Raw genomic sequence first — 24,503 nt, 5'->3', positions numbered from 1 at the left:
TCAGCCGACCGGGGTGCCCTCGCCTCTCACGAACGCCATGACGGCGTTGGCGACCATCTGGACGGCGATGGCGGACAGCAGGAGCCCGGCGATCCGGGTCAGGAGGACGATGCCGCTGTCCTTGAGGAAGCGGGCGAGGGGAGTCGCGAACCGGAACACGAGGTAGACGACGAGCAGCGCGGCGACGAGTGCGGCGGCGACGGCGACGATCCCGCCCGCGGTGTCGTCGTGCCGCTGCACGGCGAGCATCGTCGCGACGATCGCCCCCGGGCCGGCCAGCAGCGGGGTCCCGAGCGGGACGAGTGCGACGTTGACCCCGGCGTCCGCGTGCTGCTCGGACTCCGATCCGGTGAGCAGCTGCAGCGCGACGATGAGCAGGAGCAGCCCACCGGCGGCCTGCAGGGCCGGCAGGGTGATGCCGAGGTAGTCGAGGATCTGCTGGCCGAACACGGCGAACGAGGCGATGACGCCGACCGCCACGAGGCTCGCGCGGCGGGCGGCGGCCGCCTTCTGCCTGGGGGTGAGCGGGCCGGTCAGCGCGAGGAAGATCGGGATGGCCCCGGGCGGGTCGAGGATGACGATGAGGGTCACGAAGGTCGTCGAGAACGCGGCGACGTCGAACCAGCTCACGGGCGGACCACCTCCGAGCCACCGGCCCGCTCCTCGATCGCGGCGAGTGTCGCGGGGTCGGTCGTGTGCTCACCGAGGCGGTTGCGCTTGCCCGCGCCGTGGTAGTCGCTGGAGCCGGTGACGAGCAGCCCGAGGGCCTCCGCGAGGCGGCACAGGTGGGCGACGGCCTCGGGGTCGTGGTCGCGGTGGTGCACCTCGACCCCGGCGAGCCCGGCGGCGGCCATCTCCTCGACGAGCTCGTCACCGACCGTGCCGGTGCGGGTGCGCGAGTGCGGGTGCGCGATGACGGCGACCCCGCCGGCGTCGCGGACGACCTCGACGGCCCGCACCGGGTCCGGGGCGTAGTGCGTCACGTAGTACGGGCTGTCGTCGCCCAGCCACCGGGCGAACGCCTCGTCCCGGTGGCTGACGACCCCGCCACGCACGAGGGCGTCGGCGATGTGCGGGCGCCCCGGTGTGGCACCCGGCCGCACCTCGGCCCGGACGGCCTCGACGGTGACCGGGATGTCGTCGGCCGCCATCTTCTCGACCATCCGGTCCAGGCGCGTGTCCCGGCTCTCCCGGGCCCGGGCCAGCTCGGCGACGAGGACCGGGTGAGCGGGGTCGGGCAGGTAGGCGAGGAGATGCACCGACCGTGACCCGCGGGCGCACGAGACCTCGATGCCGGGGACGAGCACGACGCCCCGCTGCCGGGCGGCGCCGGCCGCCTCGTCCCAGCCGGCGGTCGTGTCGTGGTCGGTGAGGGCGACCGCATCCAGCCCGGCCGTGGCCGCCGACCCGACGAGAGCGGCCGGCGTCTCCGTCCCGTCGCTCGCCGTCGAGTGCGTGTGCAGGTCGATCACGACAGGAGCGTAGTGGCGTGGACGACCTCGTCGTGCGCGGCAACCTTTCCATGCGCTCCCCCGTAGGAGAGGGTATGGGTGACACCGAGGAGGTCGCATGACGACCCGGGGCCGCGCCGCGCGCGACGAGGCGTTCACGCGCTTCGTCGAGCAGGCCTCGCCCTCGCTGCTGCGCACGGCCTGGCTGCTCACCGGTGACCACCACGTGGCGCACGACCTCGTCCAGGCCGCCTTGGTCAAGACCTACGTCGCGTGGCCGCGGGTCAGGCCCGAGGGTGCCCTCGCGTACACCCGCAAGGTGCTCGTCAACGAACGCACCGACCTCTGGCGCCGGCGTCACCGGGAGGTCGTGGTCGGCGAGATCCCGGAGGGCCCGCACGAGCGCCCCGCCACGACGACCGAGGACCGCGACCAGGTGGTCCGGCTCCTCGCGGCGCTGCCCGACCAGCAGCGCCGCGTCGTCGTCCTGCGTTACTACACCGACCTCTCCGAACGAGCCGTCGCGGACCTCCTCGACATCTCCGTCGGTTCGGTCAAGTCGGCAGCGTCACGTGGCCTCGCGACGCTGCGCGCCCAGCTCACCACCTCCGAAGGAGACCACCGATGAGCCCCGACATCTTCGAGGACGAGCTGCGCGGCCAGCTACGCTCCGCCGCGGACGCCGAGGCCGGCGCGTTCCTCGACATCGACACGGCATCGGTGATCGGGTCCGGCGCACGGATCATCCGGCGCCGTCGGATGGCCGCCGCGGGAGGCACCCTCGCCCTCGCCGTCGTGGCGGGGCTCGGCGCGTGGGCCGTCCTCGCCCAGGGCACCCCGGACGCGCTGGACGAGGTGCCCGCGACGCAGAGCGGCACGCCGACGCCGAGTGCCACCGCCACCGGCGTGGTCGAGGCGCGGGTGCCCGACGGCGCCAAGGGGACCGTGCTCGTCCGCCTCGACACCGACCGTCGCACCCTCTCCGCCGAGCTCCCCGGAGGGGGCGCACAGGATCGGGCCGTCGAGGTCGGGACGCTCTCCGCGGGACGCTCCGAGGTCCTCTACGGCCGGGTGAGCGAGGACCCGCTCGTCGTCGTCGGCGTCCTGCCCGCGGGGGCTACCTCGTTCTCCCCCGTCATCAGCGAGCAGCGGGGGGTGAGCACGGGGGACGCGGAGCTCGCCGGGACGGGCTACCGCGCGTTCGTCGTCCGCGGGCAGCGGGAGGACCGCGGCACCGAGGTGACCGACGTCTACTGGACCGACGGCAGGGCCGTGCGGACCGCCGACGGCCGCACCGTCGAGAGCGCCGCGATGGGCGATCGCATCGCCTACCACGACCAGCAGGGCGGGATGTTCGGTGTCGTGACCCCGGAGGGCTGGGGCAACGTCCCGACGAGCGACGACACCGATACCGGGCTCCCCCCGGAGGCCCTGATGGGTGTGCGCCGCGACGCGTCTGCCATGGACACCACCTACGCCGTCCTCCTCCCACCCGGGGCCGAGGACGTCTCGGTGGACCTCGCTCCCGACGCCACGCTCGAGGACAGCACGACGAGCGCGCTCGGCGACCGGGCGACCGTCATGCTGGCCCGGCTGACCACACCACCGGAGTCCGAAGGCAGCGGCGTGACCCAGGTGCACTGGACCGACGCCACGGGCCGCCACGACGTCGGCCACGCCGGTGCGCTCACCACCCCCGGCTCCGGCGTGGAGATCGGCGTGTACGGCGTGACCCTCGACGGCGCGACGACGGTGCACCTCGTCCGCTTCGACGACGCGGGCAGGCCCGTCGTCACGGATGTCGACGCCTCCGACCTCCCGGCCGAGGGCCGTCTCGTCGAGTGCCTGCCCGACGGCGGCGCGGTGTGCGCCGCCCTCCCCGACGAGGCGAAGGACATCACGCTGCTCGACGTCCTCGGCCGAGAGCTCGGCGGGCAGGCCGGCTGGGACCAGGTGGACGTGCCGGGTGCCGGCGTGCACGTCGTCGTGGCCTCCCCGGGAGCCGAGGGGCTCGCCGTCGCGCAGCTGCGCTGGACCGGTGTCGACGGGCGGACGCACACCCTCGGGTTCGAGTGACTCAGCCGGCTTCCGGCCCCGGCCGGCTCTTGTCGGGGACGGGCGTCGGACGGCCCGGCTGCTCGCCGCCGCGGGCCTCGAGGTAGCTCGCCTTCGGCACCATGACCTTGCGGCGGAAGATGCAGACGACCGTGCCGTCCTGGGTGTAGCCGACGGTCTCGACGTGGACGACGCCCCGATCGTCCTTGCTCGTGCTCTCCCACTTGTCGAGGACCCGCGTCTCTCCGTAGAGGGTGTCGCCGTGGAAGGTGGGCGCGACGTGGCGCAGCGACTCGATCTCGAGGTTGGCGATGGCCTTGCCGCTGATGTCCGGAACCGACATCCCGAGCAGGATCGAGTACACGTAGTTGCCCACGACGACGTTCTTCCCGAACTGCGTCGTCCCCTCGGCGTAGTGCGAGTCGAGGTGCAAGGGGTGGTGGTTCATCGTCAGCAGGCAGAACAGGTGGTCGTCGTACTCGGTGACCGTCTTGCCCGGCCAGTGCTTGTACGTCGCGCCGACCTCGAACTCCTCGTAGCTGCGCCCGAACTGCACGGCGGTCCTCCTCGCGGATGTCGCGCGGCGGTCGTTCCGCCGCGCTGCCCGCTCATCCTCCCGCGTGGGACCGACGGTGGGCGCGGCGTCACGACGTGCCCTTGCCCACACACCCGGACGGGCCTTGCGAGCGACCGTCCCGCATCTCGGCGTCTTGGTCCCCGGGAAGCCTGAAAGCGGCCTGAGAGTAACGAGTCGATAACTCTTGCTCCAAACGCCTGCGAACCACGACCCTCGATGACGGCCCGTGGAGGACAGGACGATTCGAGGCGTCGTGATGAAGCAGTGACGAAAGGATCATCGTGGGACGACACAGCATGACGGGGGCGCCCCGACGGCGCGTGCGGCGAAAGCGCACCTTCAGCACACTCGCCGCCATGGCATCGCTCGGCCTCGCCTTCCTCGTGGCCCCCTCCGTGGGGGCCGCGACCGACGACGAAGCGCCCGCCGCGGTGGCGGTCGCCGCCCCGGCCGCACCCGAGGTCACCACAGCGGCGGAGACCGAGACCGAGGCGCCGGACCCGGAGCCGGCCGAACATGACCACAGCGACCACGACCACGGGGACCACGACCACGGCAAGGCGCCGGAGCCCATCGAGAAGCCTGCGAACCAGCCGGAGAAGGGCCTCGTCTACGACGGCCTCGACACGCCGACCGACGGTCCCTGCGTCGGGCAGTTCGAAGCGAAGGTCGGCGACACCACGATCTGCACCCATGGTCCGGACGTTCCGTTCCCAGGCCAGGACCCGACCACGGACACCCCACCGGTCGTCGCCTCCAAGCCGGCGGAGACCACCGGGCAGGACGCTCCCCTGCCCGACGAGGAGGAGCTCGCCGCCGACGCCGAGGCGGCCGCCGCGACCGCCGACGCCGTCGCCGCACCGTCGGACATGTCGGTGGTCTGCGAGGGCGACGGCCAGTCCGGCAACCGGGTGCAGGCGCTGTACGTGTACAGCGGCACGAGCCGTTTCGAGGAGTACCGCGACTCGTTCGTCACCTGGACGGCCGGTATCGACGACATCTACTCCGAGAGCGCGAAGCAGAGTGGCGGAGACCGGCACGTGCGGTTCGTGACCGAGACGGTGGACGCCGACTGCCGTCCGACCGTCACCCCGGTCCAGGTGAGCGCGAGCGTCATCGGCGACTTCTCGGGCGTCAACCGGGAGCTCGCGAGCAAGGGCTACGACCGCAAGGACCGCAAGTACGTGCTCTGGGTCGACGACAAGACCTACTGCGGCATCGGCGGGTTCACCGGCGACGACAGCAAGAGCGCCTCCAACCGGTCGAACTTCGGTCCGTCCTACGGCCGAAGCGACAGCGGCTGCTGGAGCGCCTCGACCGCGGCCCACGAGCTCGGGCACAACCTCGGTGCGGTCAACAACTCCGCGCCGAACACCAGCCGTGGTGGGCACTGCGTCGACGAGTACGACATCATGTGCTACTCCGACGCGCCGTACAACCCGCCGATGCGCTACGTCTGCACGGACCGCGCGTTCGACAGGCTGCTCGACTGCAACCACGACGACTACTACTCGGCCGAGCCCAGCCCCGGGAGCTACCTCGCGACCCACTACAACGTCGCCGACAACACCTTCCTCATCCGCGGTGATGGGGGCGACGGCGACGGCGACGGTGGCGGTGGCGGTGGCGGAGGCGGCGACACCACCGCTCCCCCGGCCCCCGAAGGGCTGCAGTCCGCGGACGTCACGGCCACGGCCTTCACCGTGTCATGGACGGAGGCCGACGCCGAGCACGGCGTCACCGCCTACGACGTGCTCGTCGGCGGCGACAAGGTCGGCAGCACCGGCGGCACCTCGCTGAAGGTGGAGGGTCGGACCCCCGACACCGCCTACTCGGTGACGGTCGTGGCACGCGACGCGGCCGGCAACGCCTCGCCGGCGAGCGCGGCACTCTCGGTGCGCACGGCCAAGGCCGGGACCGACGACCCCCAGCCCGCCACGTACTTCACGATGACGAACGGGCGCACCGGCCTCCTCGCCGACGTGTTCCGCGCGAACGGCGACGTCGACGGCGGTGTCATCCAGTACCCCGCGACGTCCGGCCAGAACCAGAAGTGGAGCGCGGTCGACGTCGGCGACGGGAAGTACATGCTCCGCTCGGCGAGCAGCGGGCTGTGCCTCGGCGTCAAGGACGCGTCGCGAGCCAACGGCGCACCGTTCGTCCAGCAGCGCTGCGACCGGCAGGCACACCAGCTGTTCGGCGCCTACCGCGGCCGCGCCGGCGTGACCTTCCGGGTGCAGCACACCGGGATGGACCTCGCCCTGGGCTCGACGAGGCTGGACAGCCACCGCGTGCTGGCCCAGCGGAAGCACAACACGCGGTACGCCTCCCACAGCTGGGCCCTCACCCGCGTCAGCGGCTGACCCCGGCACGACGAGCGACGGCGCGGCCCCCGGCGACGGGAGTCGCGCCGTCGTCCGGCGTCGAGGTCGGGACGCTCGGGAACGGCGCGCGGACTGCGCCGGGCCGGGAGCGAGATCTCAGCGCAGTGGCTGGTCGAGGGCGTCGAAGACGATGCGGGAGAGCCGGTTCACCGTGGTCTGCCCGTAGGAGTAGCCCTTGAAGCTGCGGGACAGGATGGACATCTGGTAGTCGCGACCGCGGCCGGACACGTACCCGACGCAGTTGAGCCGGTAGCCGTCCGAGCGCGGGCCCCATCCGTTCTTCAGCTCGACGTGCACGTCGCTCGGCAGACCCTGACCCAGACCCCACGTCTGCGACGGCGTGACCGAGGCCATGAGCCGCCGGGCGTACGCCCGGCGTGCGGGCGAGAGGTACGTCCCGAGGATGAGGTGGTTCTCGAGCTGGACGAGGTCGCGGTTCGTCGTCGTCGAGTGCCCCCCACCACGTGCTCGACCGGAACGTCGTCCCGCCGAGGAACCTCGTGCTGCGCAGCCCGAGCTGGTCGGCGACGATGCGGCACCGGCGCGGAGTGGCCCACCTGAGCAGGGCGTTCGTCGCGGAGTTGTCGGAGCGGCGGATCATCGCCGACGCGAGCGACTTCTGGTGCGACGTCAGGCCGCGGCGCCGGTCCTGCTGGATCTTGAGGGTCGTCATGAGGATGAGCACCTTGATCGTGCTGTGGCTCTGCTGCCGCCGCGGACGCCACTGGAAGTACCGGCCGTTGCGGTTGTCGCGCACCATGATCCCGGCGACCCCCGACCGGGTGGCCATGCACCGGTCGAGCGCGGAGGACAGCTGCGAGGCGGTGTCGATCCCGGCCGCTGCCGCCGGCTCGGTGAGCCCGACGGCCCCCAGGGCCAGTCCGGCCGGCCCGCCGAGGACAAGCGCGCGTCGTCCCGCCGTGGTTCACATCAGGTCCGTCGTCACGCCGCGATCGTGCCCCGCACCACGCGGGACCGCCACCGACCCGCGGAAAAGCGGCTCTTCTGAGACATCCGTGGGCCAGTTCCGTGTCCGAGGGCGAGCTCCGTCCCCCCGAGGGAGGGAGGGCACCACAGCTCAGTCCTCGTTCGGATGCCTCCACACAGAACCGGCTTCACGTGCCCTCTGCCTCAGGAGGAGCCGGCCACCGCACGGCCTGCGACTCGCCCACTGAAGAGGCAGCCGCCGAGGAAGGTTCCTTCCAGTGCGTTGTGGCCCATCATGCCACCGCCGCCGAACCCGCTGACCTCCCCGGCGGCGTACAGGCCCGGAAGCGGTTCGCCCGAGGTGGTCAAGCAACGTCCGGAAAGGTCGGTCTCCAGCCCCCCGAGAGTCTTGCGGGACAAGATGTGCAGTCGCACCGCGATCAGGGGGCCGTGCGCGGGGTCGAGCAGCTTGTGTGGGCCGGCGATCCGACTCATCGTGTCGCCGCGGTAGTTGCGAGCCCCCCGGATCGCAGTGAGCTGGGCGTCTTTGCCGAAGGCATTGTCGAGCTCGCGATCGCGCCGCTCGACCAGAGTGCGCAGGGCCGGCTCGTCGATGTCGACCTCTCCGAGCTCGTTCATTCCCGCGACCAGCTCGGAGAGAGTGTCCGCGACCACGAAGTCCTCACCGTGTTGCTTGAAGGCCTCGACGGGGCCGGGCGCACCCTTCCTGAGCCGCTGGAGGAGGAGCCTGATGTTCTTGCCGGTGAGGTCGGGGTTCTGCTCGGAGCCCGAGAGTGCGAACTCCTTCTCGATGATTGCCTGGGTCAGCACGAACCAGGAGTAGTCGTATCCGGTGGTTCGCAGGTGGCGCAGGGTGCCGAGGGAGTCGAAACCGGGGAAGTACGGCGGGGGTAGCCGCTTCCCGGTGGGGTCGAGCCAGAGGCTGGAGGGCCCTGGCAGGATCCGGACGCCGTGGTTGTCCCAGATCGGGTCCCAGTTCCGGATCCCTTCCACGTAGTGCCACATGCGGTCGCGGTTGATGACGCTGGCACCGGCGGTCTCGGCGATGGAAAGCATGCGTCCGTCGACGTGCGCGGGCACCCCGGCGACCATGCTGACCGGGGGCTTGCCCAGCGAGGTGGGCCAGTTGCGGCGCACCAGGTCGAGATCGCCGCCGATGCCGCCGCTGGTGACGATGGTGGCTCGGGCGCGGATCTCGAAGTCGGCGAGGTCCACGCGGCTGGAGGGGCGGCCACGTGCGACGTCGCTGGGCTCGAGCAACCGGCCCCGAACCCCGACAACGACTCCGCCTTCGATGATGACCTCGTCGACCCGGTGCCGGAAGGCGAGGGTGACCCGCCCGGCGGACACGTGCTCTCGAACGCGCTGTTCGAAGGGCGTGACGACACCCGGGCCGGCACCCCAGGTGATGTGAAACCGCGGCACAGTGTTGCCGTGCCCGTCGACTCGGCCGTCGCCGCGCTCGGCCCAGCCGACAACGGGAAAGAGCCGGTGGCCCATCTGCCGCAGCCAGGACCGCTTCTCACCGGCGGCGAAATCGAGGTAGGCCTCTGCCCAAGCGCGTGGCCACCGGTCCCCGTCGCGGTCGAACTGGGCGCTGTCCATCCAGTCCTGCCGGGCGAGCTCGTGGGAGTCCTTGACCCCCATGCGCCGCTGTTCGGGGCTGTCGACCAGGAACAGGCCGCCCAGCGACCAGAACGCCTGACCGCCGAGGCTCTGTTCAGGCTCCTGGTCGACCACGATCACCTGCTGGCCGGCGTCAGCGGCCTCGGCGACCGCGACCAGGCCCGCGAGGCCGGCGCCGACCACGACCACATCGGTCTCGCCGGTCACTCGCCTCGGACGGGTCCGGTCGGTGTTCACGGGTGCTCCCCGCGTGAAGGGACGGGCAGCCGGGCGAGTGGGACATGGTGCTGGCCGGCGTGCATGTCGCGGTCGCGCAGTGAGCCCTGTGTGACCGGCCGTGGGAAGGAGATCTTCACGACGTTCAGCGACGGGATCCGGAACATCTGCACCGTTCCGGGGTCGACCCTGTAGAGACCAGCGACGACGTACTCGTCAAGGAAGGACGGGTCTGCGACGAGGGCGTATCCGTCGGCGCCGCGCATGAACAGCTCCATGGTGACCCAGAACGGTCCGGCGTTCTTGGAGCGGACCTCCAGGGCCAGGTCGCCGATGGTGACCGGGCCCGCGCCTGCACCGGGGCCCGCAGCGACGCCCGGCTCGGGGCCGTTCATGACCCGCCTGCCCGGCGCTCGATGCGGAACATCTCCAGCGGGGTCGTGTCCACGACGTGGTTGAGGACGAACTCGAAGGCTGGTCCTCGTTCGACCTCGGCCGGTGAGGTGGCGAAAGCGAGGCTGGGCAGGTAGTCCATGCGGGGCGTGGGCAGGTGCAGCATCAACGGGTTCGCGACCTTTGCCACGGCCGTCGCGGTGGCTTGGTCGACGGCGTTGACCAGCAGCATCACCCCCACCTCACGCGGCGGCGCGGTCGCCGGTTCGAGGTCGTCCAGGACCGCGTTGTGGCCGTAGAGGCGGATGTCGAAGGCGTACTCGTCCTCGGAGAGTGCCAACTTGTCGGTGACCCACTGGGTGAGGGTGGTGCGCAGCAGGTCGGCCCAGGCGTCGATGTCGGCCAGGATGAGGGGGTCGCGGATGGCGGTGAACGACATCGTCTCGAACCCGGCGACCCGAGCACCTTCCAGCTTCACGGTGTACTGCTCGGCGGTGTGGAACCGCGAACCCTCGACCCGTACGGTGCGTTCGTCCAGGGCGACGTAGGTCGCCTCACGAACGTCGAGGGTGCCGTCCGGTTCGCGCATCTGGAACGGATCGACGGTCTCGTACAGCATGTGGGCGGCCACGGAGATGGGGGTGCAGGCCGACTCGGGGTCAAGCGGTTCGATGGTGAACCCGTGGTGGTCGATCGTCACGAAGACTCCTCCGGCGCGGGGGTTGGTGGTGCACTGTCCGCCGCACTCGACGATCTTCGCTGCGTGCCAGGTAGGGCCGGCGGGCATGCCCCGCATGAGGGGAAGGGCGGCGGCGAGGGCGGTGTCGGTGGCCCGACCCGCTAGCACCACCCGAGCACCGGTCCCGGCCTCCCCGAGCTCCTCGAGCGCCGCGGCGATCGGCTCGTGGCCCATCATCGCCACGATGTGGGCGCAGCTCTCGAGCGTGCCCACCTGGAGCTCGCCCAGGGGTGGCAGCGGGTGGACCCGCCCGGCGCCGAGCATCTCTTCGAGGGTGCCGGCCTGCTGTTCGGCGTAGATGCGGGCGACCGGCAGGTCCAGGCCCTCCTCGGCCATCACCCTTGCCGCGATGTCTGCCACCCAGTCGACGCCATCGTCGGTGCCGCTGGTGCCGCACGACCCGATGATGAGTGGGATGTCGGCTCGGGCTGCCGCCTTGATCAGACTACGGAGGTCTCGTGCGACCGCGCCTGCGGTGCTCTTCGAGGTCGACGAGCCGAGGTAGTGGGCTCCAGAGTCGGTCGATCCGCCGTCCACCGCGATCACGTCGGCACCCAGGGCCAGCCCTCGCTCCACGGTGGCCTCTGCGAACCCGGCGCCGAGCATCCCGGCAGGCACCAACACGCTCACTCTTTCGGTCGCATTCATTCGAGGCTGCTTTCGGTCTTCAGGGTTGGATGGTCGGGGTCGACCCGGCGTGAACGGTGGGGATGGCGGCGAGGACGGCGTCGGTCAGCTCGCCAGTGGTGGCGTCGCCACCGAGGTCGGGGGTGCGGACGCTGCCTTCGGCCAGGGTGGTCTCGATGCCCACCATCAGCGCGTGCGCTGCGCCCGGTTGGCCGAGGTGGTCCAACATCATGGCGGCGGCCCACAGGCATCCGAGGGGGTTGGCGATTCCCTGGCCCGCGATGTCGGGGGCAGAGCCGTGCACGGGTTCGAACATCGAGGGAAACTCGCGCTCGGGGTTGAGGTTGGCCGCAGGGGCGATACCGATGCTGCCGGCGATCGCGGCGGCGAGGTCGGACAGGATGTCGCCGAAGAGGTTGGATCCGACGATGACGTCGAAGTCGCGGGGACGGAGGACCAGCTTGGCGACCAGGGCGTCGATGTGCTCGTGCCGCCATGGGATGTCATGGAGCGCGGCCCGCTCCCGGACGATCTCGTCCCAGAAGGGCATCGTGTGGACGATGCCGTTGGACTTCGTCGCCGACGTCAGGGTGCTGCCGCGTTGCACGGCCAGCTCGAAGGCGTAGTCGACGATGCGGGTGACGCCGGCCCGGGTGAACACAGCTTCCTGCACGGCCATCTCGTCGGGGAACCCCCGGTTGGTCCGGCCGCCGATCTCGCTGTACTCGCCTTCGACGTTCTCACGGACGACCACGAAGTCGACGCCGCCGGAGTCGCGCAGCGGCCCGGGCAGACCGTCCATCACCTTGATCGGGCGGAGATTGACGTACTGGCGGAAGTGGCGCCGGATCGGGATCAGCAGCCCCCACAGGGAGACGTGGTCGGGTACGCCGGGCCAGCCGACGGCACCCAACAGGATGGCGTCGTGGCCGGCAATCTGCTCCAGGCCATCGGAGGGCATCATGGTGCCGGTCGCCAGGTAGCGCTGGCACGACCAGTCGAGGTGGTCGTAGTCGAGGCTGAACCCGCCCCGGTCGGCCAGCATGTCCAGCACCCGCACCGTGGGGGTGATGACTTCCATGCCGATCCCGTCACCGGGTATCACCGCGATCCGGTATGCGCTCTGGCCGGTCATCCGAGAGTCCTTGGTGTGTCTGGAGTCTTCGTTGTCGTTCCCGGCGTATCCACGCTCTCGTGGCGCCGCTCACGCAGTCGCTCGATGAGATGCGCGTTCACGCAGTTCCGGGGCTCTCCCGCGAGCGCGGCAAGGAGCTCCTTCGCCCCTCGAAGCCCGGAGGCGGCTCGTGCCTCGGTGGTCTGCCCGGCCATGTGTGAGTAGACGACGATGCCGTCCACGCCTCGTAGCGGGCTCTCGGCCGGCAGCGGTTCGGCGGCGACCACGTCGAGCGCGGCCCCCGCGATCCGGCCCGAGCGCACGGCGTCCACCAGAGCGACCTCGTCGACCATGCCGCCGCGAGCGGTGTTCACCAAGATCGCCGTCGGCTTCATCAGGGCTAGTGCGTCGGCGCCGATCAGGCCCCTGCTCCGCGCGGTGAGCGCAGTGTGGATCGAGACATAGTCGGACTCGGCGAGCAACTCGGGCAGCTCCACGAACCGCACGTTCGGGTGCTCCCGCTCCCCCGCCGGATCCGAGATCGGCATGTTGGTCGTGCAGAGCACCGACATGCCCACGGCTTCGACGAGCGGCACCAGCGCTTTCGCGGCCGCACCGTAGCCGATCAGCCCGACGGTGGCGCCGCGTAGCTCACGTCCGTCTTCGCGGGGCCAGCGACCTGCGGCGACCCCGACAGCGCTCTGGACCAGGTGGCGGGCGGCGGCGAGCAACAGCCCGAGGGTGTACTCGGCGACCGCGTTGGCATTGACTCCCGGAAGGTTGCTCACCGTGATGCCCAGACCTGCCGCGGCCTCGATGTCGACCGAGTCGAAACCCACTCCGGTACGCACGAGGGCGCGTAACCCCGGGACACGCCCCAGAACGTCGGCGTCCAACGGTTCGTTGGCGATGAGCGCCCCGTCGACGGCCTGCAAGGCGGCGACCAGCTCCCCGGGGTCACGCCGGCCCACCATCGGAAGATGGGTGGTCTCGTGGCCGCGACCGGTGAGGTAGCGGTCGACCTCGTCGCCAGGACGTAGGTAGTCGGTGGTGATCAGGATCCGGCTCACGTGGTCCGCTCCTCGGCAACCCGGTCACTCGCGGAGCGCTCGTCCGCGGACTGCTCGTCCGGGTGCCGGTGGTGCCGGCGCACACGCGCAACGATCGCGATGGAGATGACGGCAAGAGCAGCGATGTCGAGCAACATCCAGCGCCACCCGAGCAGGTCCACGAGACCACCGACGAGGGCTGGGCCGAGGAACCCGCCGCTCATCCAGCCCACGGTGTACAAGCCGGAGTAGGTGCCCACCACCCGTACGCTCGGCGCAAGGTTCCACAACACGACGACCGCGTTGACCATGAATCCCGCGGCACCGGCCGCGCCGATGCAGAGCGCGACGACCACGCCGGTCGAGCTGTCCAGCACGGTTCCCAGGACCAAGGCTCCTGCGAACACGCCCATCCCTGCCATGATCACCACGAACCGGCCGTACCGCTCAGCGAGCAGCGCAGCCGGATACACGGCCAACAGAAAGGCGAGACCGCTCGGCAGTGTCAGGCCGCCCGCATCACCGCGGGACAGACCAAGCGCCTCCTGCCCGAACGGCGTCATCAACGACCGGCTCGAGAACCAGGCACCGGCGAAAACGAAGATGGCCAGCATCATCGACAACCGGCTGCGGTCCGGGTCACCCACGATGTCGACCAAGGTGTCACGCACCCGTGTGCCCACCGGACCCGCGTGTCGTCCCTGCCCGAGGTTCTGCCCACCTTCACGAGCGGCGAAAGCAGAGTCATCGGCCAGCGCGGTCTGATAGCCGGTCGACCTGGTCTCACGAAGCCGACTCGCCAAGACCACGACCGCCATGACCATGAGCCCCGAGGGGATCGCGAACGCGAGATAGGGATGCTCGTCGACGACGAGCAGGCTGATCGACGCTGCGACGATCACGGTCAGGCCTGAGGCGATCTTCACCGCCGCGTTGGCGCGGCTGCGTCGATCCGGCTCGATGAAGTCCGGCAGCAGCGCCTCCGCGATCGGCTTGAACGCGTTCGCCACCAACGCATACGAGAACATCGTCAAGATCAGCGTCGGCAACGTGGCGGCGGCGTGCGGGATGAGGAGGAACAGCACAGCGGCCACCGGCATACCGACCACGAGGTATGGAATCCTGCGCCCCCATCTGGTCCGCGTGTTGTCCGACCTGCTCCCCAGCCAGGGCTGCACGAAGATCCCGAGCAGGTTGTCCATGCCCATGAACAGACCCACCAGAGCCGCGCTGGCCAGATGCTCACGGAGTAGCGGCGGCACCTGGTTGTCGTAGAAGTTCCACGTCGACTCCTGGGCGAACACCGCAAGTGCCACCAGCAGCGTGACCCGCCCGGTCCGCGGACGCTTCTCCCCGCCGACGTGCTCCGTACCCGCAGTGGTCATCCCGACACCCACGTCCGTCCTACCGCTTCGCCGCGGCGCAGGCCACACTAGTTTGCTATGGCAAAATTCGCAAGAGGTCGTAAAATTACCTGCCATGGTCAGGCGGTAAGGTGACCGCATGTCCTCTCCTGCCACCGACACCACCGAGCGCACACTCGCCGACAGCGCCTACCGCTCTTTGCGCGATGCGATCGTGACCGGCGGGCTCAGGTCTGGCGAGAAAGTCACCGAGCGCGCTGCCGCCGACCAGCTGGGGATGAGTGCCACACCGGTACGTGAGGCGATCCGACGCCTCGAACAGGAAGGGCTGCTCCATCGAACGGGTCCCCGCACCGTCAAGGTCTCCGCACTCCGTGACGAAGCCATCTCCGACCTTGCAGAGGTCGAGGTCGCGCTGCGCGGCATGGTCGCGCGCTTCGCCGCACGACACGCAACCCCCCCTCAGATCGACCAGCTCGACGCGATCCTCGACGAGGCCGACGACCAACTGATCATCATCAAGCAACGGCACAGCGCCGGCGAGGACGTCACAGGGCGACTGCACAAGCTGCTCGACACGATGCAGCTCTTCAACGACGCCGTCGACGCCTGCGCAGCCAACCCCGTTCTCGTCCGACTCCTTGATCAGTCGCGCGTCTTCCCACGCGGCGAGCGACGAGCGAGGCTCATCGAACGCGCCACGCAGGACCCCACCTTCGGGCTCGATCGGTGGTCCAGTCACCGAGCTCTCGTCTCCGCGCTGCGGTCACGCGATTCGACCGCGGCCGAAGCCATCGTCATCGAGGACGTGCGAGGCGGTCTGGGAGACCTGCTCGCCTACAGAGTCGACCCCGACCCGGTTCCGCCGGTGAGCGGGTGATTGCTGGCGTGTGAACGCAACACGTGCCTTCCGTGGCAGGAGATCGGGGTGTCGATTCCTGTTCCTGGGTGACGACGAGCCCGGTGTCAGGCGGGGGCCGGTGCGGTGCCGCCCCGAGGCAGTACCGGGCCAGGTTGAACGGCCCGCTCGGCACCGGGTCGGTCATCGCGGGGCGAGCACGAGCGGAGGGCCGTGGTGGCCGCAGGACCCGAGCACCTCGCCGTCCAGCTCGACGGACGGCGTGCGGCCGCCGTCCACGGACGGGCGCTCCTGCCACGTCACCCAGGGATGCTCCATCGCGACGTGCGCGACCGGGACGCGCTCGCGCGCCTCGGCGACCGCGGCCTCCATCGCCTGCGTCTCCTCGAGCGGCCAGTACAGCCGGGTGACCGAGTGCCAGACGACGGTGAGGACATCGTCGGCGACAGGCTCGGCGAGCCGCTCGCGCACCCAGGCGGCCGCCCCCGACCGGTCGACCGTCACCGGATGCTCCGCGGCGACGGCGAGCGCGGCGTCCAACCGGGCGTGCCGGTCGAGCTGCCAGGGCCAGACGAACGACCGTAGGTAGGTACGCCCCTCGGGGGTCGAGGCGTCGACGGGCGCGAGGTCGCAGCCACGCCGCTCCACGATCTCGACGCTCTCCGGGACGAGCCCCTCCGCGCCACAGCCCCGGACGACGAAGGGTGTCTCCGCGGGCCCGGCGCTCCATCCCTCGCCCTCGAAGCGGTAGCGGTCGACGAGCAGCCCGAGCCCGGCGGACGCACCCGGCTCGAGAAGGCGGACCCGCCGCGTCCCGGTGCGGCGCACCGCTTCGGACAGCCCCACGAGCAGCGCGACGGCGCGACCCGGCTCGTTCGTCTGCGGCGCCTCGGTGAGCGACGCGCGCAGCTCCTCGACGTGCGCGGCGAGGAGCGGGCGCACGGAGGGCCAGGCCTCCTCCGGGTCGGTGTCGCCACCGAGGCAGGGGTAGAAGGGCTCGAGCTGCGGCGCGTCACCGCGCAGCACGATCCGGAAGAGCCCCGCGAGGAGGCGCAGCTGCGGGAGCTGGCGGGCCTCGGCGTCCTCCCATCCGGCGAAGATCTCGCGCGCCACCCCTCCGGCGTCCCAGTCGTCGGCGAGCTCGGCGAGCAGGACGCCGTACAGGTGGTCCCGGTGGCCGAAGTGGTCGCGGAGGCGGTCGGCGAGCGTGAGGTCCGACGTCACGGCACGACCCCGCCGACGAGGTCCCGGAGCGCGTGGGCGAGCGACAGGGGGGTCGGAGAGGTGGTGGGTGTCGGGCTCGGCGTCCCGGACGGCGACGGCGACGGCGACGCGGACGAAGAGGGCGACGCTGAGGGTGAGGGCGTGGAGGACGGGGTCGGGGTCGCGCCACGACGCGCCGGTTCCGGCTCCGAGGGCGTTCCGCTGGGCGACGGGCGGGGCGTGGGTCTCGCGGCGATGGTGGGCGGGGCGGGCGGACGCCCGCCCCGGGCCGTGGTCGGTGCGGGTGCCGGTGGCGCGGTGCGCCGTAACGTGCGAGACGCCCGGTTGGGGTCGTCCGGCCGTGGGAGCTCGGACAGGACGTGGCTCGTCGCGGGCCGCGGGGTCTCCTGCGGCGCCTGCGCGCTCGGCGGGACCCCGCGGGTGCCGTCGATGAGCGTCGTGGCGAAGACCGCGCTCGCCGTGACCACCGATGCGCCGAGGAGGACGGCCACGGGACCGCGGCGAGGGCGCCTAGCCGGGCCACCGCGGGACGGTGCGCTGTGCTTGCCCATCCGGCGAGTCTGGCAACACCCTCGGAGCATCGGCAAGCCCCCTGGTCAGCGCCGCGGAGAGACGCGGCCCCGGGCCGTGGGAGCATGGAACGGTGAGTGAGGAGCAGAAGCAGGCCGACAACCGGGCGCGGTCGACGACCGACGAGCTGCGGGCGTTCATCCGCGAGGGCTGGGCCGCGCGCCGCCCCACCGTGCAGGGCCCGTCGCCCGCCGCGCGGTACGCCGCCGACCGGCGGGCACTGCTCAGCGCGGCCTACCCGCGGCAGCGGCTCGTCGTCCCGGCCGGCGGGCTCAAGGTGCGCAGCAACGACAGTGACTACGTGTTCCGGCCGCACACCGCCTTCGCGTACCTCACCGGCCTCGGCGCCGACCGCGAGCCGGACGCCGTGCTCGTCATGGAGCCGTTCGACGACGGCGGCCACGAGGCCGTGCTCTACTTCCGCCCGTTGGCCGACCGGGACAGCGACGAGTTCTTCGCCGACTCCCGGTACGGGGAGTTCTGGGTCGGCGCCCGTCCGACCCTCGAGGACGTCGAGCTCGAGCTCGGGGTGACCGCCCGGCACGTCGACGGTCTCGTCGACGCCGTGGCGAAGGACGCCGGGCAGGTGACCGTCCGGGTCGTCCGCGACGCCGACCGCGAGCTCACCGAGCGCCTCGACGACGCCCGGGTCGCGAACGGCGCCGAGCGCGAGACGCTCGCGGGGTCCGACGACGCCCTGGCCCACGCGGTGTCGCACGCGCGGATGACGAAGGACGAGCACGAGGTCGAGCAGATGCGCGCCGCGGTCGCGGCGACGCGCGAGGGCTTCGAGGCGATGGTCGCGGCCCTGCCCGACGCCGTCGCGAACGGCCGCGGGGAACGCTGGCTCGAGGGCACCTTCGGGCTCACCGCGCGCCACCGGGGCAACGGCGTCGGCTACGACGCCATCTGCGCGGCCGGGAACCACGCGAACACGCTGCACTGGATCAAGAACACCGGCGACGTCACCGAGGGCGAGCTCGTGCTCATCGACGCCGGGGTCGAGGTCGACAGCCTCTACACCGCCGACATCACCCGCACCCTCCCGGTCGACGGCACCTTCACCGACGCCCAGCGCGAGGTCTACGAGGCGGTGTACGCCGCGCAGGAGGCCGGGATGGCCGCGGTGCGCCCGGGCAACCGGTTCAGCGACGTCCACGACGCCGCCATCCGGGTCATCGCCGAGCACCTTCATGCCTGGGGCCTGCTGCCCGAGGGCGTGTCGGTCGAGGACACCCTCGACAAGGAGCACGGCCAGTACCACCGGCGCTGGATGGTCCACGGCACGTCGCACCACCTCGGCCTCGACGTCCACGACTGCGCGCTCGCGACCCGCGAGGAGTACATGGACGCCGAGCTGCGTCCCGGGATGGTCCTCACCGTCGAGCCGGGACTGTACTTCAAGGCCGACGACCTCAAGGCCCCCGAGCGCTTCCGCGGCATCGGCGTGCGGATCGAGGACGACGTGCTCGTCACCGAGGACGGCTGCGAGAACCTCTCCGACGCCATGCCCCGCAGCGCCGACGACGTCGAGGCCTGGGTGCAGCGTCTCACCGCTCGCTGAGCCCACGACGACGCGTCCGCCCGTGCGCTCCGAGCGGGCGCGCCACCGCACCCCACCGCCGCAGGGAGAGGACCTCCATGACGACCGATGCAGCACCCTTCGACGAGGCGGTGGCGCTCGAGACCGACGGCGCCGAGCTCGTCGGACGCGTCCACGAGGGATGGGACATCTACGGCATCCCGCACGGCGGGTACCTCCTCGCCCTCGCGGGGAACGCCGTGCTCACCGCTACCGGCGCCCCGGACGTCTTCACGATCACGACGCACTACCTGCGCAAGGCGCGCTTCGGACCCATCCGGTTCTCGGTGGGCCGGCTCGGTGGCAGCCGCCGGTTCTCCACCGTGACGGCGACCGCGACCCAGGGCGAGGACGTCGTCCTCGCGGTCATGGCCTCGGTCGGTGACCGCACGTCCTTCGAGGGCCCCACCTGGCACCGGACCCAGCCGTGGGACGCCGCATCCGCTCGGTTCGCGCCGGTCCACGCGACGCCCGAGCAGGAGGCTGCGGGTCTGCGGACCCCGGGCGCCTCCGCCCGGTCGGGAACGCGGATGGACCTCGCGTCCACCGGGTTTCTCGAGGGGGCACCGGACGGCACGGCAGAGATCCGCGCCGTCGCCGACGACCTGCCGGCCGACCAGCTGGGCGCGCTCGCCATGTGTGACATGACCCCTCCGGCGGCGTGGAACGCCCTGGGACGGTCCGGCTGGGTCCCCACCGTCGAGCTCACCGCCCATGTCCGAGCCCGTGCAGGGGTCGGGCCGCTCGCCGTCGTCGCCGGTACCCGGCACGTCGAGGGCGGCTTCCTCGACGAGGACGCGCTCGTCCACGACGCGCAGGGTCGGCTCATGGTGCAGTCCCGCCAGCTGGCCCGCTGGTCATCGTGAGTCGTCCGGTCAGCCCTTCGCGTCCTCGCGTGGTGGCCGCCGGTCGATGACGACCTGCGCTGTCCAGGCCTTGTCGACCCCGGCCGCCTCTCCCCCGCCGCCCAGGATCATCGTCAGCAGGTCGCGCGGCGCCGGGAAGTCGTCCGGGAGCGCGGCGTTGTACTCCTCGTGGGCCTCGAGCGAGTGCACCGCGGCCTCGAAGGGCTCGCCCGAGACGTCCAGGTAGTGGGTGGGGGTGGGCGACCCCATGACGGCCAGCACGGTGACCCCGTTCCACGGCTCGAGCCCCTCGTCCAGCAGGTCCCGGTGCAGCCACCTGTTCCCGGCGTCGGCGACGGCGTCGAGGGTGGCCAGACCCACGGCCCGGTGGTCGGCCTGGTTGGCCATGTTCGGCCCGAAGAACTCCGCCCACGTCTGGCCGACGACGAGATCCGGCCGGTGCCGCCGGACGGCCGCCGCGATCTCGCGCCGGAGCGGGACGCCGTACTCGACCGCGCCGTCCTGCCATCCGGCGAACTCGACGGTCTCGACGCCGACCCGGCGGGCGCTCTCGCGCTCCTCGCTCTCGCGCACCCCGGCGGCCCGCTCCGGATCCATCGTGTCGATCCCGGCCTCTCCTCTCGTGAGGAGGAGGTAGGCCACCGTCGCACCCTCCCCGACCCACCGGTGGACCGCCGCGGCGGTGCCGTACTCGATGTCGTCGGGATGCGCGACGACGCACAGGACGGAGGTGAACGACCCGTCGAAGGGCTCCAGCGCAGGATGCTCGTCGGCCATGCCGCGACGATAGCCCGGCTGGTCCGGACCGGGCCTACTGCTCGGTGGAGAGGCGGGCGCGCTCGGCCTCCTGGGCCTGGCGCACCTGCTCCTGGGCGGCCTTCATCGGGTCCATCTCGGCGAGCAGCTCACGGCCGCGCTGGACGTGCTTGTGCTCGCACAGCACCTCGTACTTGTTGGCCACGACCTGGCTGACGGACGTGAAGTCTCGCTGGCCCCGCGTGAGCCGGTAGCCCACGGTGGCCCAGACCGCGCCGAAGACCGCCCCGAAGGCGACCGTGGCGAGGATGTTGAGCAGCTCGACGCCGGCCGGGTCGAAGAGGGCGAACATCACGCCCACGAAGAGACCGAGCCACATTCCCGAGAGGGCGCCCGCCCCGATGACGCGGCCCTGGGTGAGCCGGCCGGTGACCCGCTCGAGCTGCTTGAGGTCGGTGCCGACGATGAGGACGTCCTGCACGGGGAACTCGTGGTCGGACAGGTAGTCGACGGCCTCCTGCGCGTCCTCGTATGTGTCATGGACACCGAGGCTCATCGGGTACTCGAGCGACAGGGCGGCCCGTAGGCCGGGACGCATCGGCTGGCTGCTCATGACCCCAGTGTCCCACCACCGCCTGGGTCACGGCTGGACGGCACCCGCTCCCGCGTCGTCCGCCCGCGCCCGGCTCAGCGGGCCTTGTAGTCCTCGAGCAGCCGGCGGCCGATGATCATCTTCTGGATCTCGGCCGTGCCCTCGCCGATGAGCAGCATCGGCGCCTCGCGGTAGAGCCGCTCGATCTCGTACTCCTTGGAGTACCCGTAGCCGCCGTGGATGCGGAAGGACTGCTCGACGACGTCGGCGCAGTTCTCCGACGCGAGGTACTTCGCCATCCCGGCCTCGAGGTCGTTGCGCTTCCCGGCGTCCTTGAGCCGGGCCGCCTTGACCATCATCTGGTGGCTCGCCTCGACCTTCGTCGCCATGTCGGCGAGCCGGAAGAGGATGCCCTGGTGCTCGGCGATCTTCTTGCCGAACGTCTCCCGCTGCTGGCTGTACTCGATGCCCAGCTCGAAGGCGCGGCGGGCGAGGCCGCAGGCCCGTGCGGCGACGTTGACGCGGCCCACCTCGACCCCGTCCATCATCTGGTAGAAGCCCTTGCCGGGCTCGCCCCCCAGGATCTGCTCGTCGCTCGTGCGGTGGCCGGTGAAGACGAGCTCGGTCGTGTCGACGCCCTTGTAGCCCATCTTGTCGATCTTCCCGGGCACGGTGACGCCCTGCGCCGTCTCGCCGAAGCCGGGCTCCTTCTCGACGAGGAAGGTCGTCATGTTCTTGTACGGGCTGCCGGACTCGCCGAGGTCGGTCCTGACGAGGACCGCCACGAGGTTGGCCGAGCCGCCGTTGGTCAGCCACATCTTCTGGCCGTCGACCGTCCACCCGTCGTCGCCCCTGACCGCCTTGGTACGGATGGCGGCCACGTCGGAGCCGAGCCCGGGCTCGGACATCGAGAACGCCCCGCGCACCTCGCCGGTCGCCATCCGCGGCAGGTACCGCTGCTTCTGCTCCTCGGTCCCGTGCCGCAGGACCATGTAGGCGACGATGAAGTGGGTGTTGATGATGCCGCTGACGCTCATCCAGCCCCGGGCGATCTCCTCGACGACGAGCGCGTAGGTGAGCAGGCTCTCGCCGAGACCGCCGTACTCCTCCGGGATCATCAGGCCGAAGATCCCCATCTCCTTCATGCCCTCGACGATGTCCGTGGGGTACTCGTCCTTCGCCTCGAGCGCACCGGCGACCGGGAGGATCTGCTCGTCGACGAACTCGCGGACGAGCTTGACCAGCTCCTGCTGCTCCTCGGTGAGGCCGTCGGTGGTCTGCAGTCGCGACATGGCTGCGAGTATGCCCGGCGGCTCGGGCGGCGGGCACCGCCTCGGGGTGTGAGACCCCCCACCGTGTGATGCCTCCCACGCGGCCCGTGGCCACCCGCCCCTCCGACGTTAACCGGTGGCGCGAGACCTGCGCGGTGCGTCACCCTGGGCCGACCACGGAGCACGCGACGGCGCGCCCGACGAGCGACGGAGGAGGCCGACATGTCCACGACCGTCCCGGGCCGCACCTCGGCCCCGCACACCCCCTTCGCTCAGGAGCACTCCGATGGCACATCCGCCGTTCCACCTGCCGGAGAAGCAGGCAGCCTTCTCCACCGACACCTCCCCTGACGCTCCGCCCGAGGGTGACGCCGGTCCACCTGGGACGGCGCCACCCACGGGCCACGCCCCCGCCCCGGATGGGTCGTCACCGAGCTCGGCGCGGTCGACGCCGACCTCGGCGTCCTCAAGACCGGCAAGGAGGCGGACGTCCACGTCGTCCGCCGCTGGCTGCCCGGCACCGACCAGGTCACGACGATGGCCGCCAAGCGCTACCGCTCCGGCGAGCACCGCCTGTTCCACCGCGACGCCGGCTACCTCGAGGGGCGCCGGGTGCGCAAGAGCCGCGAGACCCGCGCGATGGCCCGGCGTACCGGCTTCGGCAAGCAGCTGATCGCCGGCCAGTGGGCGGCCGCCGAGTTCGACGCGCTCGGCCGCCTGTGGGAGCTCGGCCTCCCGGTCCCCTACCCCGTGCAGCTCGACGAGTCGGAGATGCTCATGGAGTTCGTCGGCCGTACGGACGGCGCGGCACCCGTCGCCGCGCCGCGGCTCGGCCAGTGCCGCCCCGGGCCGGAGCTGCTCGCCGACCTCTTCGACCAGCTGCGATCGGCGATGCTCGCCGTGGCCCGTCACGGCTGGACCCACGGCGACCTCAGCCCGTACAACGCGCTCGTCGACGACGGGCGGCTCGTCCTCATCGACTGGCCGCAGGTGGTCGACGTCATCGGCAACCCCCAAGGCTTCGACTTCCTCGAGCGGGACGCGACGACGATGGCCGCCTGGTTCGTGCGCAAGGGCCTGGATGTCGATGCCGGCGAGCTCCTCGGCGACCTGGTCGCCGAGGCGACGAGCCGCTTCTGAGCGCCGATGCCCTGCCACCCGTGGGCCGATAGGGTCGCGGTCATGCCTCGGACGACGCCCACGCTCGCCGCCCCGACCGTCCCGGACCCGATGGAGGCGCCGCCGCTGCGGTGGGGTGTCCTCGGTCCCGGTGGCATCGCGAACACCTTCGCCAACGCCGTCCGGTCGGGGACCCGCAGCGAGGTCGTCGCCGTCGGGTCGCGCTCCAAGGACCGCGCGAGCGCGTACGCGCGGCGGCACGGCGTGGCGCGTTCCCACGGCTCCTACGAGGATCTCGTCGCGGACGACACCGTCGACGCCGTGTACGTCTCGTCGCCGCACAGCGAGCACCGCGACCACGCGCTGCTCGCCCTGCGCGCCGGCAAGCCGGTGCTCGTCGAGAAGGCCTTCGCCCGCAGCCTCGCCGAGACCGACGAGGTCCTCGCCGCCGCCCGCGACGCGGGGCTCTTCGCCGCCGAGGCGATGTGGGCCCGCTACATGCCGCAGTACGACATCGTCCGCCGCACCGTCGAGGCCGGGACGATCGGGGACGTCGTCCTCGTCCAGGCCGACCACGGCCAGCTGCTCTGGCCGGACGGCCCGCAGCGGCTGTCCGACCCCGCGCTCGCCGGCGGCTCACTGCTCGACCTCGGCGTGTACCCGATCGCGTTCGCCGACCACCTGCTCGGCGAGCTCGACGACGTCGCGGCGCGCGGCACGCTGAGCGACCAGGGCGTCGACGTCACCGTCGGGGTCACCGGCCGGGTCGGGTCGGCGCTGGCCCGGATGACGAGCACGATGGCGGCGGCCACCCCCTGCGACGCGCTGGTCGCCGGCACGGCGGGCCGGGTCGAGCTGACCGGCCCCGGCCACTTCTACGCCGCGGGCTCGGTCGTCCGACTCGTGTCGCCCGATGGGGACCTGCTCGACGAGTGGGTCCCGGAGACCTCGGAGCACGGCTTCCGGTTCCAGGCCGCGGAGGTCGCCCGTGCCCTGGCCGAGGCCCGCACGGAGGCGTGGTCGGTGCCGTGGGAGGCCACCCGCCGGGTCATGGCGGTCATGGACGAGGTGCGCCGCCAGGTCGGCGTCGTCTACCCCGGCGAGTGACATCCGGCCTCACG

General features: G+C 71.5%; 21 protein-coding genes and 2 pseudogenes. 8 read left to right on the top strand and 15 right to left on the bottom strand.

The window, feature by feature from the left end:
• Both JQN72_RS13020 and JQN72_RS13015 read right to left on the bottom strand, forming a co-directional pair.
• Positions 1-630: a MarC family protein gene (locus tag JQN72_RS13020; protein WP_204135552.1), complete on the bottom strand. Its 630-nt coding sequence runs from the start codon at positions 628-630 to the stop codon at positions 1-3.
• Positions 627-1,472: a PHP domain-containing protein gene (locus JQN72_RS13015; protein WP_307812661.1), complete on the bottom strand. Its 846-nt coding sequence runs from the start codon at positions 1,470-1,472 to the stop codon at positions 627-629. Before JQN72_RS13015 ends, JQN72_RS13020 begins: the two co-directional genes overlap by 4 nt.
• A gap of 97 nt (positions 1,473-1,569) precedes the next feature.
• Here JQN72_RS13015 and JQN72_RS13010 point away from each other — a divergent pair, with 97 nt between their 5' ends.
• Both JQN72_RS13010 and JQN72_RS13005 read left to right on the top strand, forming a co-directional pair.
• Entirely contained in the window at positions 1,570-2,079 is a 510-nt protein-coding gene (locus tag JQN72_RS13010; protein WP_204135550.1) for a SigE family RNA polymerase sigma factor, read from the top strand.
• Positions 2,076-3,527 (top strand): hypothetical protein, encoded by a 1,452-nt coding sequence (locus JQN72_RS13005; protein ID WP_204135549.1) that lies wholly within the window; start codon positions 2,076-2,078, stop codon positions 3,525-3,527. Before JQN72_RS13010 ends, JQN72_RS13005 begins: the two co-directional genes overlap by 4 nt.
• A 1-nt stretch (position 3,528) precedes the next feature.
• Here JQN72_RS13005 and JQN72_RS18730 read toward each other — a convergent pair whose 3' ends face one another.
• Positions 3,529-4,062, bottom strand: a complete 534-nt coding sequence (locus JQN72_RS18730) for a MaoC family dehydratase (RefSeq protein WP_204135548.1) — start codon at positions 4,060-4,062, stop codon at positions 3,529-3,531.
• Between the two features lie 377 nt (positions 4,063-4,439).
• On the opposite strand from JQN72_RS18730, the gene JQN72_RS12995 reads away from it, so the two are divergent.
• The gene (locus JQN72_RS12995; protein WP_204135547.1) at positions 4,440-6,446 is read left to right on the top strand and encodes an RICIN domain-containing protein; all 2,007 of its coding nucleotides are present in this window, start codon (positions 4,440-4,442) and stop codon (positions 6,444-6,446) included.
• A 117-nt stretch (positions 6,447-6,563) separates the two neighbouring features.
• Here JQN72_RS12995 and JQN72_RS18455 read toward each other — a convergent pair.
• The 8 genes and pseudogenes from JQN72_RS18455 to JQN72_RS12960 all read right to left on the bottom strand — a co-directional run.
• Positions 6,564-6,917 (bottom strand): annotated as a pseudogene (locus tag JQN72_RS18455) (serine hydrolase); the annotation flags it as partial.
• 52 nt (positions 6,918-6,969) lie between these two features.
• Positions 6,970-7,140, bottom strand: a pseudogene (locus JQN72_RS19055) (serine hydrolase); the annotation flags it as partial.
• A gap of 458 nt (positions 7,141-7,598) precedes the next feature.
• Entirely contained in the window at positions 7,599-9,278 is a 1,680-nt protein-coding gene (locus JQN72_RS12985; RefSeq protein ID WP_307812660.1) for an FAD-binding dehydrogenase, read from the bottom strand.
• A complete protein-coding gene (locus tag JQN72_RS12980; protein WP_204135545.1) occupies positions 9,275-9,652 on the bottom strand; it encodes a DUF4387 domain-containing protein in 378 nt (125 codons plus the stop codon). The genes JQN72_RS12985 and JQN72_RS12980 overlap by 4 nt, the downstream gene beginning before the upstream one ends.
• Positions 9,649-11,013, bottom strand: a complete 1,365-nt coding sequence (locus tag JQN72_RS12975) for an acyclic terpene utilization AtuA family protein (protein WP_204135544.1) — start codon at positions 11,011-11,013, stop codon at positions 9,649-9,651. The genes JQN72_RS12980 and JQN72_RS12975 overlap by 4 nt, the downstream gene beginning before the upstream one ends.
• 43 nt (positions 11,014-11,056) lie before the next feature.
• Positions 11,057-12,151, bottom strand: coding sequence for a tartrate dehydrogenase (locus JQN72_RS12970; RefSeq protein ID WP_204135543.1), 1,095 nt, complete (start codon positions 12,149-12,151; stop codon positions 11,057-11,059).
• Positions 12,148-13,200 carry a phosphoglycerate dehydrogenase gene (locus tag JQN72_RS12965; protein WP_204135542.1) on the bottom strand — a complete coding sequence of 351 codons (1,053 nt, stop codon included), beginning with the start codon at positions 13,198-13,200 and terminating at the stop codon, positions 12,148-12,150. Before JQN72_RS12965 ends, JQN72_RS12970 begins: the two co-directional genes overlap by 4 nt.
• Positions 13,197-14,564 carry an MFS transporter gene (locus JQN72_RS12960; protein WP_204135541.1) on the bottom strand — a complete coding sequence of 456 codons (1,368 nt, stop codon included), beginning with the start codon at positions 14,562-14,564 and terminating at the stop codon, positions 13,197-13,199. The genes JQN72_RS12965 and JQN72_RS12960 overlap by 4 nt, the downstream gene beginning before the upstream one ends.
• Before the next feature lie 118 nt (positions 14,565-14,682).
• On the opposite strand from JQN72_RS12960, the gene JQN72_RS12955 reads away from it, so the two are divergent.
• The gene (locus tag JQN72_RS12955) at positions 14,683-15,423 is read left to right on the top strand and encodes a GntR family transcriptional regulator (RefSeq protein ID WP_204135540.1); all 741 of its coding nucleotides are present in this window, start codon (positions 14,683-14,685) and stop codon (positions 15,421-15,423) included.
• A gap of 162 nt (positions 15,424-15,585) precedes the next feature.
• Here JQN72_RS12955 and JQN72_RS12950 read toward each other — a convergent pair whose 3' ends face one another.
• The gene (locus tag JQN72_RS12950) at positions 15,586-16,626 is read right to left on the bottom strand and encodes a DUF2332 domain-containing protein (protein WP_204135539.1); all 1,041 of its coding nucleotides are present in this window, start codon (positions 16,624-16,626) and stop codon (positions 15,586-15,588) included.
• Between the two features lie 643 nt (positions 16,627-17,269).
• Between JQN72_RS12950 and JQN72_RS12945 the strand changes: the two genes are divergently transcribed.
• Together JQN72_RS12945 and JQN72_RS12940 are read left to right on the top strand one after the other, a co-directional pair.
• Entirely contained in the window at positions 17,270-18,760 is a 1,491-nt protein-coding gene (locus tag JQN72_RS12945; RefSeq protein ID WP_204135538.1) for an aminopeptidase P family protein, read from the top strand.
• A gap of 77 nt (positions 18,761-18,837) precedes the next feature.
• On the top strand, positions 18,838-19,644 hold the full coding sequence (locus JQN72_RS12940; protein WP_204135537.1) for a thioesterase family protein: 807 nt from the start codon (positions 18,838-18,840) through the stop codon (positions 19,642-19,644).
• Between the two features lie 9 nt (positions 19,645-19,653).
• Here the strand turns inward: JQN72_RS12940 and JQN72_RS12935 are convergent, their stop codons facing one another.
• The 3 genes from JQN72_RS12935 to JQN72_RS12925 all read right to left on the bottom strand — a co-directional run bounded on the left by JQN72_RS12935 (position 19,654) and on the right by JQN72_RS12925 (position 22,284).
• Positions 19,654-20,421: a PIG-L deacetylase family protein gene (locus JQN72_RS12935; protein WP_204135536.1), complete on the bottom strand. Its 768-nt coding sequence runs from the start codon at positions 20,419-20,421 to the stop codon at positions 19,654-19,656.
• Between the two features lie 34 nt (positions 20,422-20,455).
• Entirely contained in the window at positions 20,456-21,013 is a 558-nt protein-coding gene (locus tag JQN72_RS12930; protein ID WP_204135535.1) for a general stress protein, read from the bottom strand.
• 74 nt (positions 21,014-21,087) lie between these two features.
• Positions 21,088-22,284 (bottom strand): acyl-CoA dehydrogenase family protein, encoded by a 1,197-nt coding sequence (locus JQN72_RS12925; protein WP_204135534.1) that lies wholly within the window; start codon positions 22,282-22,284, stop codon positions 21,088-21,090.
• Positions 22,285-22,800: 516 nt separating this feature from the next.
• Here JQN72_RS12925 and JQN72_RS12920 point away from each other — a divergent pair.
• Together JQN72_RS12920 and JQN72_RS12915 are read left to right on the top strand one after the other, a co-directional pair.
• Entirely contained in the window at positions 22,801-23,403 is a 603-nt protein-coding gene (locus tag JQN72_RS12920; RefSeq protein WP_239100599.1) for an RIO1 family regulatory kinase/ATPase, read from the top strand.
• A gap of 42 nt (positions 23,404-23,445) precedes the next feature.
• On the top strand, positions 23,446-24,489 hold the full coding sequence (locus JQN72_RS12915) for a Gfo/Idh/MocA family protein (RefSeq protein WP_204135533.1): 1,044 nt from the start codon (positions 23,446-23,448) through the stop codon (positions 24,487-24,489).
• Positions 24,490-24,503: the final 14 nt, after the last annotated feature.

Origin of the sequence: Phycicoccus sp. CSK15P-2 (genome assembly GCF_016888005.1) — a bacterium.
Classification (GTDB): domain Bacteria; phylum Actinomycetota; class Actinomycetes; order Actinomycetales; family Dermatophilaceae; genus Phycicoccus.
This window is presented reverse-complemented; position numbering and strand designations above follow the sequence as displayed.